This is a genomic window from Gordonia sp. CNJ-863 (genome assembly GCF_001942325.1).
In the GTDB taxonomy this organism is placed as follows: Bacteria; Actinomycetota; Actinomycetes; order Mycobacteriales; family Mycobacteriaceae; genus Gordonia; species Gordonia alkanivorans.
On sequence record NZ_MKKG01000015.1, the window covers coordinates 1 to 16890 of the forward strand.

The window sequence follows — 16890 nt, forward strand, 5'->3', positions numbered from 1 at the left end:
ACGCGGACGATCGTCCGGGACCCGGCAGGACCGCACATCGGGATAAGCCACCAACAGAAGCTGGGGCAGCAAAGAAACGAGCGAATCCCGCCGGGCCTACTCAGGATGGCATTGACGCAAAGAAAGCTGATGCCTGCTTCAAGATGGTGTTCGCCCGCCGCAACTCCCGGTTCTCCCGTTCCAGCTGCGCGATCCGCTCAGCCTCGCTGGTCGTGGTCCCCGGGCGGTCCCCGCCATCGATCTCGGCCTGCTTGACCCAGGTGCGAAGCGCCTCCGGGTGCACACCGAGTTGATCGCCGATCCGTTTGAGCGCCCCTGGTCGCGTGGCTGGGTCCTTGCGGGCCTCCACCGCCATCCGCGTCGCCCGCTCCTTCAGCTCAACGCTGTACTTCCGTGGTGCTGCCATGCTCTCCATCCTTCACAGATTCGAGAGCCTCCGACAAACCCGGGGCGTTTCACATCTCCCAAGACCGGCACGTTGGCATTGTGCGTGCTTACCAGGATTTGGCGTTCGCCCTTGAGTGACCGCAAGTGTGGCACCACGCCCCGGTAGACGAATCGGTTGTCGAGGTCGTCTTCTGGTTGGTCGATGACGATGGGTGAAGTGGTTACGCTCAGAAGCATCAACAGCAGGGTAGTCGCTCGCTGACCCTTCGATAGGTCTTCGAGTCGCCTTAAGTCTGTACCGCTTTCAGCGACATTGAGGCAGACGTCAACTGCGAACCCGACGTTGAATTCTTCAAGTTCGCGCAGTAGTGCCTCGCCGTGGCTTACTAACGTCGTCGCTTGGGCGCCGATGACGCCGAATCTGGCAAGCTGCTCCGCGCCTTGTCGTGCGGCGTCGACGAAGCTGCGGACTGAGAAGTCCCTGTCATCAATGGCTGCCATGATCTGTGTCCGTGCAGTACTGAAGCGGTCATTGATCACCTGCTTGATCGCCTCGCGGTCGGGATTGGCGACCGGCTTAACAACGACCTTTCCTTTCGTAACAGCATTAGTGGCTCCGATGGCCGCATTGAGCTCGGTGGCGATGTCGGCGTCACAGATCGCAAGTTTGCCAAGTAGCTCGGATCGTTCTCTAGCGAGAGCGGCATGTCGCCCTGCTAGGACGGTGCGTTCTTCAGCACGAATCCGTAAGCGCTTAAGCGCTTCCGCCGTCTTGAGGTAGCTGTCCGGATCGTGTCCTTCCTCAACGAGCTCGCGTCTTGTCGCCGCGTGCTCATCGAGTTCTGGCTGAACTATTGCTGACCACGCTGAGGCCGCTGCTTCGACGGAAGTCTTACTCGTAGTTTTAGCCTCTTGAATCGTGGCGAAAGCTTCTTCGATTGTCGTCGCGAGATCCTCCAGGGCTGTCCGAGCGCGGTTCAACTCGGTTGCTCGCGGTCCTGCTGTCGACTCTGTGATGTCTCCACGGATCTGATCTACGAGTGCCGAGACATTAAAATCTGCTATTCGGTTCTCTACCGCGTCCACTCGACGACGGTACTCGCTAAAGGTCGCGCGCTCATCAGCGATGACCCTCTCCGCGGCCAACTTTGTTTCGAGATCGGTCGCCACATAGCGCCCCATCTGTTCTTCGAGTCGGGGTATGTCAGCGAGCGCAGTTTCAAGGTCTCCTTGCTGGCGCTCGATCTCAGCCAGGTCGAGCCGGTTCTTCCGCAGCTGTTCTACGAGCGCAGGTCGGGCCTGCTCGGCGACAGCGTCGCCACCTAGGCGTCGAACTAACTTGGCTAGCATTGCCTTGTCGCCTGCGAGCTCGGCGAGTTCGTGCTGTCCGAATATTTCAATGTCGCCAACAACGTCTTTTGGAGACTGCTGTGTCACAGTGCCGCTTGCATCGATCACAAGGGGCGGATCGCCGACCGTTCGCTGAACGATGTACCGCTCCGGCGCAGGGTGAAAGGTGCTTACCTCGACACGGACCACGGTGCCGGGCCCCAGCACCTTCTTCACGACGTTCTCGTGGTCACGCTTTGATTCTTGTCCGACTGGGGGTTGATCCAGAGCGAACCGCAGACTCTCAATGACCGTGGACTTCCCAGTTCCGCGGCCACCGATGAGGGCCGTGAGGTCCGATCCGATCGGGATTGACACCTCATTGAGGAAGCCACCCGTCCAGTTCATTCCTGTGATCCGCGTTCCGCGTGGCTCTGACGGCCGCGTGGTGCGGACACGAGTTTCAGGTGTGCGCAATGCGTGCCGAAGGCCCTCGAGCGACGGGGTCGCCATCTTGAACCAAGTTGTAGCACCGATCTCGTGCAGCGCATCCGGATGTGAGATGTCGTCCGCGTAGATCTCGACCAGGGGATGCGCACGCTCGTAGGGTTTTGCGTTGCGAAGGATAGCTGACTGATCTGCCAACAATGGTTGCGCTGGACATGTGGCTAGAGCGAGAATCCCGTCGTGTTTAACGACCTTCTGCAGCGGTTTCCCCTGTACGCGTGACAAGAGCCCGGATGTCGCGACGTTAACGTGCGCAGGGATAACGACGGCACCTCTACTTCCCATGGCCACCACAATCTCCGCGAAAGTCTTCTCCCCCGGCCCGTGCGGATCGTCGTCGGGAGCACCACACGCACCGATGCATCCCGTGATCGAGTCCAGGTCTGTCCCGGCTTCGAAAAGGACCAGGAGGTGGAAGGCCTCGTGACAGTTGGCCTCAAAGCCGGGGAGAGCGACGATGCCCCGTGCAGCTGCGTCTTTGATCAGACCCTTCGCGGTCGAGGCCTTCCAGTGATCTGTAACGGCGAGCAGCGTTATGCCCAGTGATTCACACGCGTCCAAGAGTGCAGCGTTGTAAGTCGTTTCGTCTGCGAACGAATCGCTCGGCGCCGGATGGCCGACATAGCCGAAAGGATTGACCTGTAGGGCTGCGCGCACCCAGTCGGCACCCGGTCTGTTGGCGTCTGGAACCGTCACTGCTACCCCTGCTCCGTCGATGTGTCGCTGTCGGCGGCAAGGTACTCCGTCCAGCTTGTCGCCGCGAGTTCGGTCCACTGGTGTGCTGTCGTGATATGGATGCCGAACAGCTCGCTGATGACGACGGCGGGTAGCTGACCGGCGTTTTCGATCATCGCGGTATTGCGGGCGGCCAGCGTCGAAAGTCCGTACCGGGTCAGCGTCTGGCTGATCGCATTCTGGCTGCGAGGCTGACTCGGGGGCCGTCCGGGCAGCAAGTAGCCCGGGCCGTCACGTTCTTGGAACATCGAGGGCACGCGAGCACCGATGAGTTCTTGGATTAGCGAGGCAAGCGTCGGCGGAAGCAGAACGGGATGTTCGTTGAGGGTCAAGTAGGCGTGGTTGCCGTCGCGGTGAAATAGGTCGACGGTGAGCACAAGGATCCGAGATACAGGCAGACCGTAGAGGCGGACCAGCGCGGCGACGACCCGGGCCTCGAGGGGGATTGTGTTGTCGCTCAAACATCGTTGTAGCTGCTGGTGGTAGTCGTGGCTGGTGAGGAACTGTGACGGTCGGGCGTGTGGCGGGGTTGCAATCGTGAGGGCAGAGGTCAGCCGGCGCTGGGAGGTCCAGGTTATGAAGGGGGCGAGCGCAGCGGCTCTGCTGGTGTGCTCGGTGACCCAGTGGTCCAGGTGAGCCTGGGTTGCCCTTGCGAGTTCGACCCCGATGGTGTCCAGCCAGTCTAGGAAGTGCGCTGCAGCGCGGAGCTTGCGGCGGTCGTGCCGAGTTGAGCCGTGAACGTAACGTCCCCGTCTTGCCTTGAATCGGGCTCTGCGTAGGATGTGCCATTCGGCATACGGCCGAAGGATTCGCTGTTGCTGTGCGGGCAGGCCGTCGAGAAGGGCCGCGACCCACAGTTGCTGTTGAGATAATGGTTCGTGGCGTTCGGCGAGGACCCTGATGGTTACCAGAGTCTGGCGGATTTCGCGGGTAATGTTGTTTTGCGGTAGACGATCCAAGGATTCGTGGGAGATGTTCTCCTTGTCGGCAACCCACGTGCCGATCATTCTCGCGGTGGCACTGCGATTGACCCATTTCACCAGGGACGGACCGGGCACGGTGGCGAGGGCATCCAGCAGAGGGATCAGTTGCTGCGGCACGGTCCCGGCGTCTGGGGCGGTGAGCAGGGTGAGAGCGCGATCGTAGCCCACGCAGCGCGAGCACAGACCGTCGGCGTAGATATCGCCGGGATTCGCGCAGCGCCTGCAGGAGAAGTCCAAGTGTGGTGCGCCGCTACATGGTCCGCAAAGGTTCGTCCCGGCGCTGGACCGTCCGACGAGTACGCGCAGGGTGTGGCATTGGTCGCACGGCTGAGGGTCTCGCGTGCGGCGGAGGTAGCACGGGCGGCAAATCGTGCCCAGGGGCCAGGTCGCGTGCGGTCGGGTTATCTGGCCGCAGTCGGTGCACTGGCGTGGGCGGCGGGGCCAACAGCTGTGGCAGTGGAAGGCTGAGCGCTGGTAGCGGCTTCCTTTACGGACCCGACCGCACACGACGCAGGTGCCAGCCTTGCGGTGCGTGTAGCACCTGCGGCATCGGTCCGGGGCGCTGTCCCTGCCGCGCACGACGATCTCCCCCTCCCGCCCGCAATATCCGCAGCTTCGTGCGGAGGGCGAGTGGCAGGAGCGACAGAGCGGGCCGTCGACGGTGTGGACGGCGATGCGTCCGGTCTGCCCACAGCGGGTGCAAGTGATCACGTGGGCGCATGGTCCGCATAGGTGAGTGCCGTCCTCACGGCGCCGGTCCGGGGGTCGGCGCTGGCCGCACCGAGCGCAAAGGCGGTGGGTGGTTGGGTCGGCTCGGTAGCATGCGCGGCAGAGGGGCCCTTCATCGTTTCTGCGCGCAACCGGCCGCTGATGGCCGCAGCGCCGGCATTGTGCGGTTCTGGCCTTCCATGAGCAGTGCTGGCACCGACGGCCGTCCGGTGTGCGGTGCCGCAGCGGAACGTCGGTACGGCCGCACCCGGTGCAGGTCGGAACTGCGACGGCATGACCTGCGGTCGCGAGCGCGCGTAGCAGCCGGTCGAACGCGGCGGGGCACTGGCTGGATTGCGAGGTGAAAGCGTCGGGGAATTCGGTTATGTGGCGCTCAATTCCGCGGATTTGCTGCGGCCTGCCCGCCTTGGCGGTGGCCAACGCCGAATCGACGTCGGCGGTTCGCAGCGATGGCACCGCCGCGCACGCCGCTTCAACGATCCGCACTCTGATCTGAGCGAGTTCCTCGGTCACGCGTTCCGAGCGGTGTCGGTCGCGAGTGGTCACTGTTGTCCGGGGCGGCGGATGACCGACCGACGCGCTGTGATTTCGGAGGATGCGGTGACACCGCCGACGGTCTTGCGCACCTGCTGGTGCACCACCTCGGGCAGGATCAGATCGTTGGGTGTGCAGTCGAGGATGTCGCAGAGGGCGACGAGTACGTCCATGTTCAACCGTTGCGGGGGTTGGGTGACTAGCCGGTACACCTGTTCCCGCGACAGCCGGATTCCGTGTTCGGCCAGCAGCGGAACAAGATCCGAGGTATGAAACAGGTCGCGCTCGGCCATCAGGTGCCGCAGCCGCCACTGGTAGCCCATTTTCTTGATCACGCTGTCACATCCCAGTCCGCGCCGAGCTTGCCTCGCAGCGCCGACTCGAGCAGCTTGTTGCGGTACTCCGGCGATACGTGAGTGTAGATCGCGGTGGTCGCCGCATGGGAATGTCCCACTTGCTCCTGCAAAAACCTTGCCGGATAGCCGAATTCGAGGAGGTGACTGACATAGGAGTGCCGGAGCGAGTGCACGTCAAGGCACTGGTCCAGTCCGGCGACCTCCCGGACTGCGACGAAGGCCTCGTTGACAGACCGCGGAGAGAGTCGCCCGACTCGCTCGGTCACCCACAAGGCCGGATGCTTCCCGGGGGCGAACCGTGGCCGCAGATCCGTCAGCCAGTGATCGAGGGTGTCGACAATCCAGTCCATTTCCGGCACCAGCAGTACCGATCGCCGTTTTGGCGGCGCGCCCTTTGACGACTTGCCGTACCGCACCATCGTCACTCCGAAGTCTCGGAACTGCGGCGCTTTCGGGTTGCGTCGCAGGTCGGGAAGTTCAAGTCGTGTTGTCTCGGTGCGTCGCAGCCCGAAGGCGTAGATCATCTTGAGTACCGCGGAATCTCGAGCCGCGCTCAAGGCCCCTTTCACCCCACGTGCGGCGATCTGTTGCGGTCGGGCGTCAGCGGCGTCGAACAGTGCCTGTACCTCGTCGAAGGTCAACGCCCGGCGTCGAGGGTCACCCTCGTAGTCCACGCGATGCGCGATCGAGTTGCCCTCGTGGAAGATCTGCTGCGGGGTCTGTCCGAATCGCTCTTCGCACACCGCTGCCCATCCGTACCGGGAATCGAGCAGGAAGTCGGTGAACATGTCGATCGCGACCTCGTAACCGCGGGCGGTCGATACCGACCTGGGCTGCTCGCCGTTGCGCAGGTGATCGATGAAGGCCTCGCCATCGGCGGGATTCCACTGCCACGGATACGAGCCGGTGAACTCGACCAACCTGCGGATCAATCGCAGTCGCGGCGCAACCGTCGACTCTTTCAGAAACCGCGCCGACTGCTGGCGACGCCATCCCTGCAGCATCGCCTCCAGGACCGCTGGAGCAGGCTCGAGATGAACCACGTTGTCGGCCAGGACCAGATGCGCAGAACCCGGTGCGTCGGAACTCACCTAGCTGTTGTATCAGACGCAACATTGATGCCACAAGGGGAACTTTTGTCTGGTCAGCGCTGCTATCCGATAGCCTGATGCTCGGTTGCCGCGTCGGTTCGACGAGGATAGACAGGTTTCCGCCGGATTGTGGAATGCTGCATCAGCTGCAGTTCCGCTCGGTTGGCCGCGCTCCCCCCGGGCGGCGAGCCGATCAAGGTCGGCCACCACAGCGAAGGCCGGCACCGCCGCGCGATCGACCGCGCCCACAACGCCCTCGGTAAAGCCGTGGCCGCCGACCGCGAAGCCGATCGCGCCGCCAGCCGCGCCGAATCCGCCGCCCGCACGACCGAACTACGCAACAGCCCGGTCACCGTCGCCAACCGCATCGATAAGCTCGAAGCGGAGCAGCGCGCCGATCAACGCGCCCTCGATGGACACACCCGAACCCTGTTCACCGACGGCCGAGGCGTCAAGCACACCGAGAAGACCACAGCGGCGACCGGTGAGTACCGCGAACGCCTCATCGCCCGCATGGCTGAGCGCGCCGCCACCATCACCTACTGGCAGGGAATCCGCACCGCCCAGATTGCCGACGGCGCCGCCGGCGACTACAGCGCCGACACCATCACCGCCGGCGACCTGGTCAAGATCCGCCACCACGGCTGGACGCCCGTGCTGCGCACCAACAAGAAGACCGTCAGCGTCGAGACGCCGGCACCGTTCGGCGGCCGCATGATCCGCCACACCGTGCCGTATGCCGAAATCCAGGGCCACCGTCCCGCCGACGCTGCCGAGAGCTCCGAGGGCGCGGCGACGGCGTGACCAAGCAGCCGGACCCACCCCGCGACGGCGGGGCGGGTCCGGTGCTTCGGGCATCGAGCCGCCAAGCGCCGCAGGGCGCTACGCGCCCACCGCCCGCCAGTACTCCCGCAGCGAAGCAGCCGCGAGTCACGTCCGCGCACGCCGACTACAGCGTCTGTGAACCGGCGGTTTGCTATCGTGGCCGAGCATTCATTCTCACGTTGCCACACAACCGAGATGAAGCTCCCTGGGAGGGGAGACGCGAGGACTCCCCCAGACTTCCGCACCGTCTCTCCTCCCCCAGGGTCATAGGCGGCGACCGCCGAAGATCCCTCGCACCAACCATCTCGCCGCGCTCGCCTTCCGGGGCTTTGCCTGGCCTGCCGAATTGTCATGGCGCCCAACCGGACCGCGTCAATTCTGCTTCGGCAACAACTCGCCACGCGCTCTGCCTCGCTGACGCTCGGCGACGCTTATTTCGCGGCGACTTCTTCCCTGCACTCCATTGACACGCCCCGCCTGGGCGAATGGGCGGCAGATATCAGGAAAAGCACCACCACCAGACACCCCGAAAAGAGTCTGTGGACAGCGAAAACAGTTGCACGGCAACGTAATACGCGATACACTAGACGCAACATCCAAGCACTCGCGACGACACCAGAGAAGGGCCGACACCATGAGCGAGAACACCACGATCACCGTCTACACCAAGCCCGCCTGCGTCCAGTGCCACGCCACCTACAAAGCCCTCGACAAGCAGGGCCTCGACTACCAGGTGATCGACATCAGCACCGACGACACCGCGCGTGACTACGTGATGGCCCTGGGCTACCTGCAAGCCCCCGTCGTGGTCGCCGGCGACGACCACTGGTCAGGATTCCGCCCCGACCGCATCAAAGCACTCGCCTCTACGGCCGCGTGACAGGGAAAGGAACCGAGACACATGCCTTCCACCGACTACGCACAGCGTGCCGTGGCCTACTGGGCGAAGTCCGAACGCGCCTACGCCGAGGGTGATCCCCGCTACGGCGACGAGCTCGCCGAACTGGCAGAACAATGCGAACAGTGGGCGTACGAAGACCTCACCGGCGTCCGCAGCGACGTCGCCTAAACCACCGACCGACACGAACAAGGAGACAGCAGGTGATCGTCATGGCCGACAACCCCGAGGTCGCACCCTCTGATGTGCCGCAGCCGCCGGCCACCGCGATCGAACCGCTGCCCGAACTGGAAACCGTCACCGCCGCAGACGACCTCACCCTCACCGGCACCATCGGGGACGACACCGCCGAGGTCGACAACACCCTCGCCCTGGAGCTGGACATGCTCACCGCACTGTTGTGGGCGCCACCGGCCCGGGCCCGCCAGGTCGTCGACGCGTTGATCGGGTCCCGTGCCGACCGCGAGGCCGGCACCACCAGTATGGTTCTTTCCGCTGGCAGTGTGGTGTTCCTCAGTGCTGTGCATCAGGACGTGTTCGACACCGCCGTTGCGCTGCTCGACGAAGGTAGCCCCGCCACACCGGTTCTGGTCAATGCGCGGTTTGCCGATCGAGGACTGACCACCCGCACCCGCAGCGTCATGCTCGAGATCGCCTCCCCGCGGCACGGCCGCCCCGTCGCCGACAGCGCCGACCTGCCCCACCTGGCCGCCGCCCTCATCGACGGCTGGTACCGCCGCGGCTACCGCGCACTACTGGCCCGCATGACCCAAGTGACCGCCGAACGCCCCACCGCCGAACTCGCCGGCCACTGGACAGCCCTCACCGCACACCAGCAGGCCGCCGAAACCCGGTGGCTGGCCATCCGCGACACCCTCGCCCGCATCTGAACGGAAAGGCACGGCCATCGTGATGACTGACGACGACCCCGACGCCCAGGACCGCGAGATCCAGGATCTCGCCGCCGACATGCGCCAGCGTGGCCGCAGCTGGGCCGACATCGCCCTCGAACTCGCGATCCCCGTCGCCACGGCAAAGCTTGCCGTTGACCAAGCCCACCAGCGTGCCGGCGAACTCGCCGCGCGCGACCAAATCGCTCTGTTCTGATCACACCCCCCGAGGTCGGAGAAGAGTCTCCACCGTGGGAGAGCCGATGATCGGTAAACTGAGTACGACGCGACATTCAGGAAAGGCAGGTGCGGCGATGATCGAGTCACGATGGATCACCCGCTGGCCGGAGTTGTTCGCCGGTCTCACCGATACCCAGATCCGTGGTGTCGTGCAGGCAATCGACAACAACGTCCTCGAGGGTTGGGACCCGCAACGCGCCGACGTCGACCTGCTGACCCGGTCGGCGCGCGGCGAACTGACCGATGCCGAAGTGATCGCCGAAGCCGTCGCCATGGCGACCGGCTCACGAGCGGCACACGCCCTCGGCTGACCGCCCACAATCCGTGTAGTTGTTCACGACGGCACCGCCTCGTCGAGGTGGTGCCGTCGTCGTGTCTGGAAGGTGAGGGTGAGTGACCGCACAGGATGACTGGGACGCCACGTTCATCCCCGGCACCACCGTGTTGGCCAACAAACTCGGCATCACCGATCCTGACGCGCTCGCCGCGGCCGAATACACGATCACCGCGCACCGCGAAGCGATGATCGTCGACGGGCAGATCCCGATCGCCCGCACCTACGCCGCCGAGCATTTACACACCATCCACGCCGCGTTGTTCTCCCCGATCTATGAGTGGGCCGGCGTACCGCGCACCTACCCGTTGAGCAAGGACGGCCTGCCGTTCGCTGAGCCGAACCAGATCGGCCGCTACCTCGACCACGCCCGCGACCACATCGCCTCCGTCGACTGGACAGACCTGGACCACGGCGGGTTCGCTGTCGAGGCCGCCACCGTCTACGCCTCGATCAACATGAGCCACCCCTACCGCGAAGGCAACGGCCGCGCGGCGAAGGTGTTCATGTCCCAGCTCGCCGCCGATGCCGGCTACCGACTCGACTACGGCCGCGTCACACCGCAACAGTGGGTCAACGCCGCCATGCTCTCCCACCCCGATCGCGGTGCGTTCGAGCCCGTCCCCGACACCATGGTTCCGGTGTTCGCGCGGATCGCCGAACCCCTCACACCCCAACACTCCACTGCGGCCGAGCGCGCCGCCGCACGAGAGACCGATGCTCAGCGCGCGGCACGGATCGCCAGCCGCGGCACCTCCCGACGCTCGCCGACCTCCGGGTCGGGGGTGCCGTCCAGCGATCCCCGTCGCCGCGGGACCGGGCGTGAGCGGGGTCCGGGGGGACGCGAGCGCTGACGGGCTCGCCGCGCCCCGGTGCGGTGAGGCGGGAGTCAGGTTCGCGTCTCGTCGTCCAGCCACACTTCATTCGGTAGGAACATTGCGACGCCCGGTGAGCGGTTGAGCGTGTGGTGGCAAGCCTGATCGGCGAGTTCGTTCAGGCACGCCGCCGCTGCGCGTAGTGCGACCGAGACTGCCGCTGTGCGGTGAACCAGGCGTGCGGCCGCGGACGCCTCCGATGGGCTCGCGGCAGCTGTTCCCTCGCTGAAAGCGAATGCTTGGGCCGCCGGATCATCGCTGCGGGGCAGGGCGCCAAAGGCCTCGAGGAGATTGCGGTCGGGGCGCTCGATGAGGCGTTGCGCGACAGGGTTGATCCATCGTTCCCTTCCGCCGGTCCGGGTCATGGTGTCGAGCATTTCGATGTGCGGCCGGTAGCTGCTGACCATGCGGGCCAGTGGGCGTAGTGCTTCATCGAGTTCGTGGATGGTCTGGCGGTGGTGGTCGCTATCAGCGTTGTGTGATCGCGCGGCAGGGCGGGCAGTGCGTTCGGCACTCATTGGTTCTGTGGCCCGAGTTTGGTAGGTGCGGAACTCGGGGTCGGTCATGATCTGTGCGGTCATGCGGAGCACTTCGAATTCCTGCCACACGGCGTCAAAGCGCGCCTGGCTCAGTCCGAGTGCATCACGCACGGTCTCGGCGAATCGCTCGCGCATCGGGCCGCGCACGCTCTCGCTGGTCTCACCATGTTGTCGCGCCCAGTCGGTGAGGGCGAGTAGCGATCTGTCGAGTCGGTCGTCCACGGTTGGCACCGTGAAGATCCGAGCGAGGGTGTCGTAGCGATTGGCGGCGATAGCGCCGAGGCCGGCGGCGTAGACGAGGCGGGTGGCCACGAGGGTGGGCAATTCGAGAGCCATGGTGTGGCCGCTGGCACGGGTGACGTGTGCCCACTGCTCGATGACGGGCAGCCACCACCGGTCGGTGTCGGCGGTGCCCCATCGCGCCAGGGTTGCTGTCGCGGCCACCGGCACGGTGCAGCCCTCGTCGATCTGGGCTACTAGTGTCCTGAGTCATTAATTCGTGTGCAGTAGTGGGCGATGGAGTCGAGGATCTGGTCAGCGGTCTTGACCCACACGTAGGGGCGGGGGTTGTCGTTCCAGGTCTCGATCCATGCTCTGATGTCGGCGTTGAGCGCTCTCACGGTGCGGTGGGTGGAGCGTTGGAGCTTCTTGGTGGTCAGTTCGGCGAACCAGCGTTCGACGAGGTTCATCCAGGATGAGCTCGTCGGGGTGAAGTGGACAACGAATCGTGGGTGCGAGGTCAGCCATCGTTTGACCGCGGGCGTCTTGTGGGTAGAGGCGTTGTCCATGACCAGGTGGACGTCGAGCTCGTCGGGCACCTCGGCGTCGATCTTGCGGAGAAATCCGATGAATTCTGTTGCCCGATGCCGTGAGTGAAGCGAACCGATCACTTTTCCCGACGCGATGTCCAACGCCGCGTACAGACTGGAGGTGCCGTTGCGCACGTAGTCGTGGCTGGCCCGTTGCGGGGTGCCCGGGAGCATGGGAAAGATCGGCTGGGTGCGATCGAGAGCTTGGATCTGGGTCTTCTCGTCAACGCAAAGCACCAGGGCACGTTCGGGTGGGTTCATGTAGAGCCCGACGACGTCGCGGACCTTCTCGGTGAACAGGGGATCTTTCGACAGCTTCCACGAATCCTGTTTGTGCGGAGCCAATCCGAACGCCCGCCACACACGCGACACGGTTGACTGTGACATGTCGAGATGCTCGGCCATCGACCGAGTCGACCAGTGTGTCGCATTCTTCGGAGTGGTCTCGAGAGTTGCGGTGATCAAGTTTTTGATCTGCTCGTCGTCGACGGTGCGAGGTCGCCCGGGCCGGGGTTCGTCGAGCAACCCCTCGCAGCGGTGCTCGACGAACCGGCCTCGCCAGCGCCGCACGGTACTGCGGTTGAGGCCGAGTCGTTGTGCCACTTCAGTATTCGAACCGCCATCAGCGGCGGCGAGAACGATTCGTGAGCGCATCGCCAAACCCGAGGCCGTCGTTCGCCGACGCGCCCACCCTTCGAGCTCACGGCGCTCGTCATCGGTCAGAACAATATCCACTGCTCGCGGACCCCGGGTTGCCATTCCCTAGCCTAACAACCGAACGGAAATTAATGACTCAGGACACTAGTGCGTCGTACGCGCCGCGGTCCTTGAGGTGGAACTGGGTGAGGTTGAGCGCGTCGAGTCCTTCCAGGCGCGCCCGGTCTCTGCAGCGAAGGTGTCGTGGGCGGTGATGGCCGGCTGTGCGCCGGCCAGGTCGCGTTTGATCCGGTCGACGATCACCGCTGCGGTCAGTGGGTGGCGCGCCCGCCGGATGCGCATGGCCGTCACCGCGTCGGCCAGCCGGGTGAATGCTTCGTCGGCGGTCGCCTCGAAAGCGCGCGCACCGAGCGCGGCCGCAACCTCGCGTGCATCACCTTTCAATGGGCTCGGGTTGATCCACGCGGAGGTGTAGAAGGGTCGGTAGTTGCCGGGCAGAGTGTCGCGCAGGGCGTGGTCCCATTGCGCGGACCATCCGGCGATCAGGAGTCCGTGGGAGCCCACGATGTCACGCAGCAGCGCATGCATGTGCGGCTTGTAGTTGCCGAGTTCGTCGTCGGTGTTGAAGCATGGAGCTGGCGTCGCGGTAGCTGCCGTGCAGGTGCACCACGCAGCACTCCACGGTGTGCAGTGGCGGCAGTCCTTCGGCGGCGCTGTCGGTGGCCACGACGACTGGTGACGATGAATTTCGACCACCTCTTCGAGGTTCGACCCCGACCTCGCGGAGCGCGGCTACGATCACCCGCACGGTGCCGTCGGCGGCCAGCCTGGCGATCGCCCGGTGCGCGTCGGTCGGTTCGGGTAGCGCCGCCGCTTCGCTGACGTCGGTGGGTTCGAAGAACTCGCGGAGCACTGCTCCGCGTTCGTGCGGTGCCGGCGCGACTTCGGCGAGGATGCCGCCGTATGTCAGCGGCCTATTGAAGGTCGCCGCGAACCAGTCCTCGACGGTGTCACCGTTCAAGGTCACGGCAGTCGCCTCGTCACCCCGGACGCGGCAGACCCGCTGCGCGAGGTCGACCACGATCTCCCACGCTGTCGGTACCGCGCCGAACGACACACCGGCGCCGGCAAGGACCGCGTACGCGCCCGGGGTGGAGTGCATTGAGAACGCCAGCGGGAGGTACGGATCGTCGGTCCCGGCACCTGCGGAGTCGGTCATGGCAGCACTCTACGAGCCAGCACCGACACCACATCTTCGGTGAGTCCTGGCGTGCCGTCGGCCGGACACCGGAGGCGACCAACCGCCCACTCCTCCGCTGTCCCCAGCAGACGTTTCGCCACCAGTCTCCGCCCGGTGGGCCGCTGGGACAGCGGCGGAAAACGACCACGCTGCGCGTGGACTCGGTAACCCCGCGCGCACGCGCGCTCACACCAAAAGCACCCGACTCACGGGAGCAAGTTATCGTTTAGGTGCCCTAAACCTTGCTCACCGTCCTTGTCGTCGGTACGGTGAGGGGCACAGACCCCAGGTCTGCGCGGTAGTCCCCACAGGTGGGTCGCTGCGCTGGGCTGAGGCGGCCAGGGCCGGGAACGACGCACCGAAAGGACGCAGCGATGACGGAGTCGGAGAACACTCATCGCGCGTTCGGTCGTCGACGTCGCCGCAACCATCCGGGCGGCCGGGATGAGCGGATCGTGCTCAAAGTGAGCCCGGCCGAGGACGCGGAGCTGCGTACTCGTGCCGAGGACGCCGGCATGACGGTGCAACGTCTGTTGGTCACCGGCGCCCTGTCCCCCGCCGGCGGCATGCCTGTCAATCACGCCGAGAAGGTCGCGGCGTGGAAGGAAGCCACCGAGATCCGCAATCTGCTGTCGGGGATCGCGGTGAACATGAACCAGATTGCGCGGCACGCCAACAGTGAGCGTGCGGTGCCGGCCGATTTCGAGGCCGCCGTCGACGCGGTACACCGGGCGTCGGATCGGGTGCGTGATGCGTTCGGTGAGGTGTTCGCGGTGTCGTTTCCCGCAACCAAGAAGACCGACGTCGACGGTGAGCGTGACACACCGAGCGGTCCGATCACCGCCGCCGAGGGCGAAGGGTGGTCGGTGTAGATGCCGATGATTCCGGCTATCTCCTCGGGTGCACGGATGCAGGGCTTGGTGATGTATCTGGCCGGTCCGGGCAAGGCGAACGAGCACACCAACCCGCACGTGGTGGCCGCGTCCTCGGGTGCAGTGTTCGCCGCCGGCGGTGCCGGTGCCGAGATGGGCCGCGCCGATGCCTACGAGCTGGGTCATGCACTCGATGAGGCGCGGGTGGTGTTCGGTACCGAGGTCACCCGACGCGACACCGCCGCACTCAAAGCCGCCCAGGAGCGCGGCGTGAAAGGCAAAGCCGCGATCGCCGAAGCGACCCGCGACGAGAACGTGTGGCACTGCTCGCTGTCGTTGCCGCCGGACGCTGCGGCGCTCGACGACGCGACCTGGTCGGCGATCGCCCATGACTTCATGGAAGGCATGGGTTTCGACGACCCGGACGCCGCCGATGCGCGCTGGGTAGCGATCCGTCACGGGGTGACCAAGAACGGCGGCGACCACATTCACATCGCCGCCTCGCGGGTGCGTGATGACGGCAGCGTGGTCGCCAAGTGGCGGCCGCACCCGACCCGCGGCGGCAACGAGGGCGACTACGCCCGCGCGCAACGCGTGGCCCGGGATCTGGAAGCCAAGTACGGCATGGAAGTGCTGTCGAGCTACACCAAGAACATGGCGGCCCGCGGCCGCTCGCACGCTCAAGACGCCGCCACCCGTGGTGTCGACGGCGCCGAGCCGCGTATCGCTGAGGCGCCGTCGGTGATCCTCGCGCGCCGGGTTCGGGTCGCCGCCGCGGCCGCGGAGAGCGAAGCCGAGTTCGTGCGCCTGGTGCGCGCCGACGGACTGGTGATCCGCTCGGCCCGCTACGACAAGAGCGATCCGAACGCGGTCACCGGATTCAGCGTCGGGCTGCCCGCATCGGAGTACGCCAACAAACACGGCCAGCCGGTCATGCACGGCGGCAAGAAGCTCGCCGAAGACCTCTCGCTCCCCCGTCTGCGGGAGGGTTGGATCGACGACGACAAGTCCCGCGCGGATGCGCGGTCGGCGTGGGATCACGCCGACGAACGCGCCCCCGGTGCACGCACCCGCCGCGACTCCGACACCCGCGCGAGTGGGCAGGAGCGCACCGCCACCACGTCAAGCACCGGCCGCGACACCACCGTTCCCGGCGACGACGTCGATCTGTCGGAGCGGCTGCGCGACCTCCTCTCCCCGATCGCACGCACGGCGGCGACCGAGGCCGACTACGCGGGCGCGCTGCGCGCCCACCCCGAGCTGCTGGCGCGGCCACGGTTCGCCAAAGGCTCCACCACCGAGGTCGCTGGGTACGTCGTTGCGCTGCGCCCGAGCATCGCCGCTGACGCCGACGGGAAACCGATCTGGCGCAACGCCAGCTACCTCGGTGACGGCCTCGCCCTGAAAGACTTGCGCGGCCGGTGGCCCGATAGCGAGAGTCATCGAAAGTTGGCGGCCGCGGCCTGGGCGCGCACCCGTAGCGGCACCGCGCACACGCGGCAGGCCAACCCGGATGCTGCGCGCGGCGCGCACGAGGATGCGCGTCGGTGGGAACGCACCGTCACCGGTGTCAGTGTCAAGACCTCACGGGGCTGGCACTCCGCCGCCGCCGACACCGCGGCCGCGGTCGGCGCTGCTGCACGCACCGCCAACCCTGCTGATGCCGCGCACCTCAACCGGCTCGCGGACTCGCTGAGTTCGGTGTCGGGGCACCGTCGCCCGACCCGTGCACCCGCGGCGCGCAGCCGCAGCTCCGCGCGTCGGGTCGCGGCGACCATGCTGGGCGTCAGCCGTGAGGACACCACCCTGTTGTGGCTCGCCGTGATGAAGCAAGTCCTGGCGACCAGCGCGGCGATCAGCGACGCCATGGCCGCCCAAGGCCATGTCCGTCAGGCCGCGCAGATCCGGGCCGCGATCGGTGCGACCGAACGCCACTATGCCGGCCGCATCTACACGCCGGTGCGTGAGAGCACCGCGAGCATAACGGCGCCGCGCACATCCCCGACACCGACGCGCGAAGACGCCAAACGCGGGCGCTGAGAATCAATGTGCGGGTGGCA

The 16890-nt window shown here is 65.7% G+C and carries 17 protein-coding genes and 1 pseudogene; 9 read left to right on the forward strand and 9 right to left on the reverse strand.

All coding sequences use genetic code 11. The annotated features are described in order from the left end of the window. Positions 1–118 precede the first annotated feature (118 nt). The 5 genes and pseudogenes from BJF87_RS09555 to BJF87_RS09575 all read right to left on the reverse strand — a co-directional run. Positions 119–415 (reverse strand): annotated as a pseudogene (locus BJF87_RS09555) (transposase); the annotation flags it as partial. Next, positions 373–2919, reverse strand: coding sequence for a TrlF family AAA-like ATPase (locus BJF87_RS09560; RefSeq protein ID WP_075862994.1), 2547 nt, complete (start codon positions 2917–2919; stop codon positions 373–375). The gene BJF87_RS09560 and the pseudogene BJF87_RS09555, both read right to left, overlap by 43 nt. Before the next feature lie 2 nt (positions 2920–2921). Then, positions 2922–4178, reverse strand: a complete 1257-nt coding sequence (locus BJF87_RS25435) for a hypothetical protein (RefSeq protein ID WP_139319437.1) — start codon at positions 4176–4178, stop codon at positions 2922–2924. A 1034-nt stretch (positions 4179–5212) separates the two neighbouring features. Then, positions 5213–5539 carry a helix-turn-helix transcriptional regulator gene (locus BJF87_RS09570; RefSeq protein WP_075862996.1) on the reverse strand — a complete coding sequence of 109 codons (327 nt, stop codon included), beginning with the start codon at positions 5537–5539 and terminating at the stop codon, positions 5213–5215. Further along, positions 5536–6564 carry a tyrosine-type recombinase/integrase gene (locus BJF87_RS09575; protein ID WP_075863065.1) on the reverse strand — a complete coding sequence of 343 codons (1029 nt, stop codon included), beginning with the start codon at positions 6562–6564 and terminating at the stop codon, positions 5536–5538. The genes BJF87_RS09570 and BJF87_RS09575 overlap by 4 nt, the downstream gene beginning before the upstream one ends. A gap of 249 nt (positions 6565–6813) precedes the next feature. Here BJF87_RS09575 and BJF87_RS09580 point away from each other — a divergent pair, with 249 nt between their 5' ends. The 7 genes from BJF87_RS09580 to BJF87_RS09605 all read left to right on the forward strand — a co-directional run bounded on the left by BJF87_RS09580 (position 6814) and on the right by BJF87_RS09605 (position 10692). Beyond that, a complete protein-coding gene (locus BJF87_RS09580) occupies positions 6814–7455 on the forward strand; it encodes a DUF3560 domain-containing protein (RefSeq protein WP_262338922.1) in 642 nt (213 codons plus the stop codon). A 655-nt stretch (positions 7456–8110) separates the two neighbouring features. Next, positions 8111–8356 carry a redoxin NrdH gene (locus BJF87_RS09585; protein ID WP_075862997.1) on the forward strand — a complete coding sequence of 82 codons (246 nt, stop codon included), beginning with the start codon at positions 8111–8113 and terminating at the stop codon, positions 8354–8356. 21 nt (positions 8357–8377) lie between these two features. Then, the gene (locus BJF87_RS26255) at positions 8378–8545 is read left to right on the forward strand and encodes a hypothetical protein (RefSeq protein WP_187346483.1); all 168 of its coding nucleotides are present in this window, start codon (positions 8378–8380) and stop codon (positions 8543–8545) included. 32 nt (positions 8546–8577) lie between these two features. After that, positions 8578–9264 carry a hypothetical protein gene (locus tag BJF87_RS09590; protein ID WP_075862998.1) on the forward strand — a complete coding sequence of 229 codons (687 nt, stop codon included), beginning with the start codon at positions 8578–8580 and terminating at the stop codon, positions 9262–9264. 22 nt (positions 9265–9286) lie between these two features. Beyond that, positions 9287–9481: a hypothetical protein gene (locus BJF87_RS09595; RefSeq protein WP_075862999.1), complete on the forward strand. Its 195-nt coding sequence runs from the start codon at positions 9287–9289 to the stop codon at positions 9479–9481. A 97-nt stretch (positions 9482–9578) separates the two neighbouring features. Beyond that, positions 9579–9815, forward strand: a complete 237-nt coding sequence (locus BJF87_RS09600) for a hypothetical protein (protein WP_075863000.1) — start codon at positions 9579–9581, stop codon at positions 9813–9815. A gap of 82 nt (positions 9816–9897) precedes the next feature. Continuing rightward, positions 9898–10692, forward strand: a complete 795-nt coding sequence (locus tag BJF87_RS09605) for a Fic family protein (protein ID WP_075863001.1) — start codon at positions 9898–9900, stop codon at positions 10690–10692. 35 nt (positions 10693–10727) lie between these two features. Here the strand turns inward: BJF87_RS09605 and BJF87_RS09610 are convergent, their stop codons facing one another. The 4 genes from BJF87_RS09610 to BJF87_RS09625 form a co-directional block, all read right to left on the reverse strand. Continuing rightward, on the reverse strand, positions 10728–11564 hold the full coding sequence (locus BJF87_RS09610) for a hypothetical protein (RefSeq protein ID WP_139319438.1): 837 nt from the start codon (positions 11562–11564) through the stop codon (positions 10728–10730). Between the two features lie 164 nt (positions 11565–11728). After that, the gene (locus BJF87_RS09615; RefSeq protein ID WP_075863003.1) at positions 11729–12820 is read right to left on the reverse strand and encodes an IS630 family transposase; all 1092 of its coding nucleotides are present in this window, start codon (positions 12818–12820) and stop codon (positions 11729–11731) included. Positions 12821–12862: 42 nt separating this feature from the next. Then, positions 12863–13306: a hypothetical protein gene (locus BJF87_RS09620; protein ID WP_075863004.1), complete on the reverse strand. Its 444-nt coding sequence runs from the start codon at positions 13304–13306 to the stop codon at positions 12863–12865. Next, positions 13287–13937 (reverse strand): hypothetical protein, encoded by a 651-nt coding sequence (locus tag BJF87_RS09625; protein ID WP_075863005.1) that lies wholly within the window; start codon positions 13935–13937, stop codon positions 13287–13289. The genes BJF87_RS09620 and BJF87_RS09625 overlap by 20 nt, the downstream gene beginning before the upstream one ends. Positions 13938–14332: 395 nt before the next feature. Here BJF87_RS09625 and BJF87_RS09630 point away from each other — a divergent pair, with 395 nt between their 5' ends. Next, positions 14333–14830 (forward strand): plasmid mobilization protein, encoded by a 498-nt coding sequence (locus BJF87_RS09630; RefSeq protein WP_075863006.1) that lies wholly within the window; start codon positions 14333–14335, stop codon positions 14828–14830. After that, on the forward strand, positions 14831–16870 hold the full coding sequence (locus tag BJF87_RS09635) for a relaxase/mobilization nuclease domain-containing protein (RefSeq protein WP_075863007.1): 2040 nt from the start codon (positions 14831–14833) through the stop codon (positions 16868–16870). It begins immediately after the preceding gene. Positions 16871–16890: the final 20 nt, after the last annotated feature.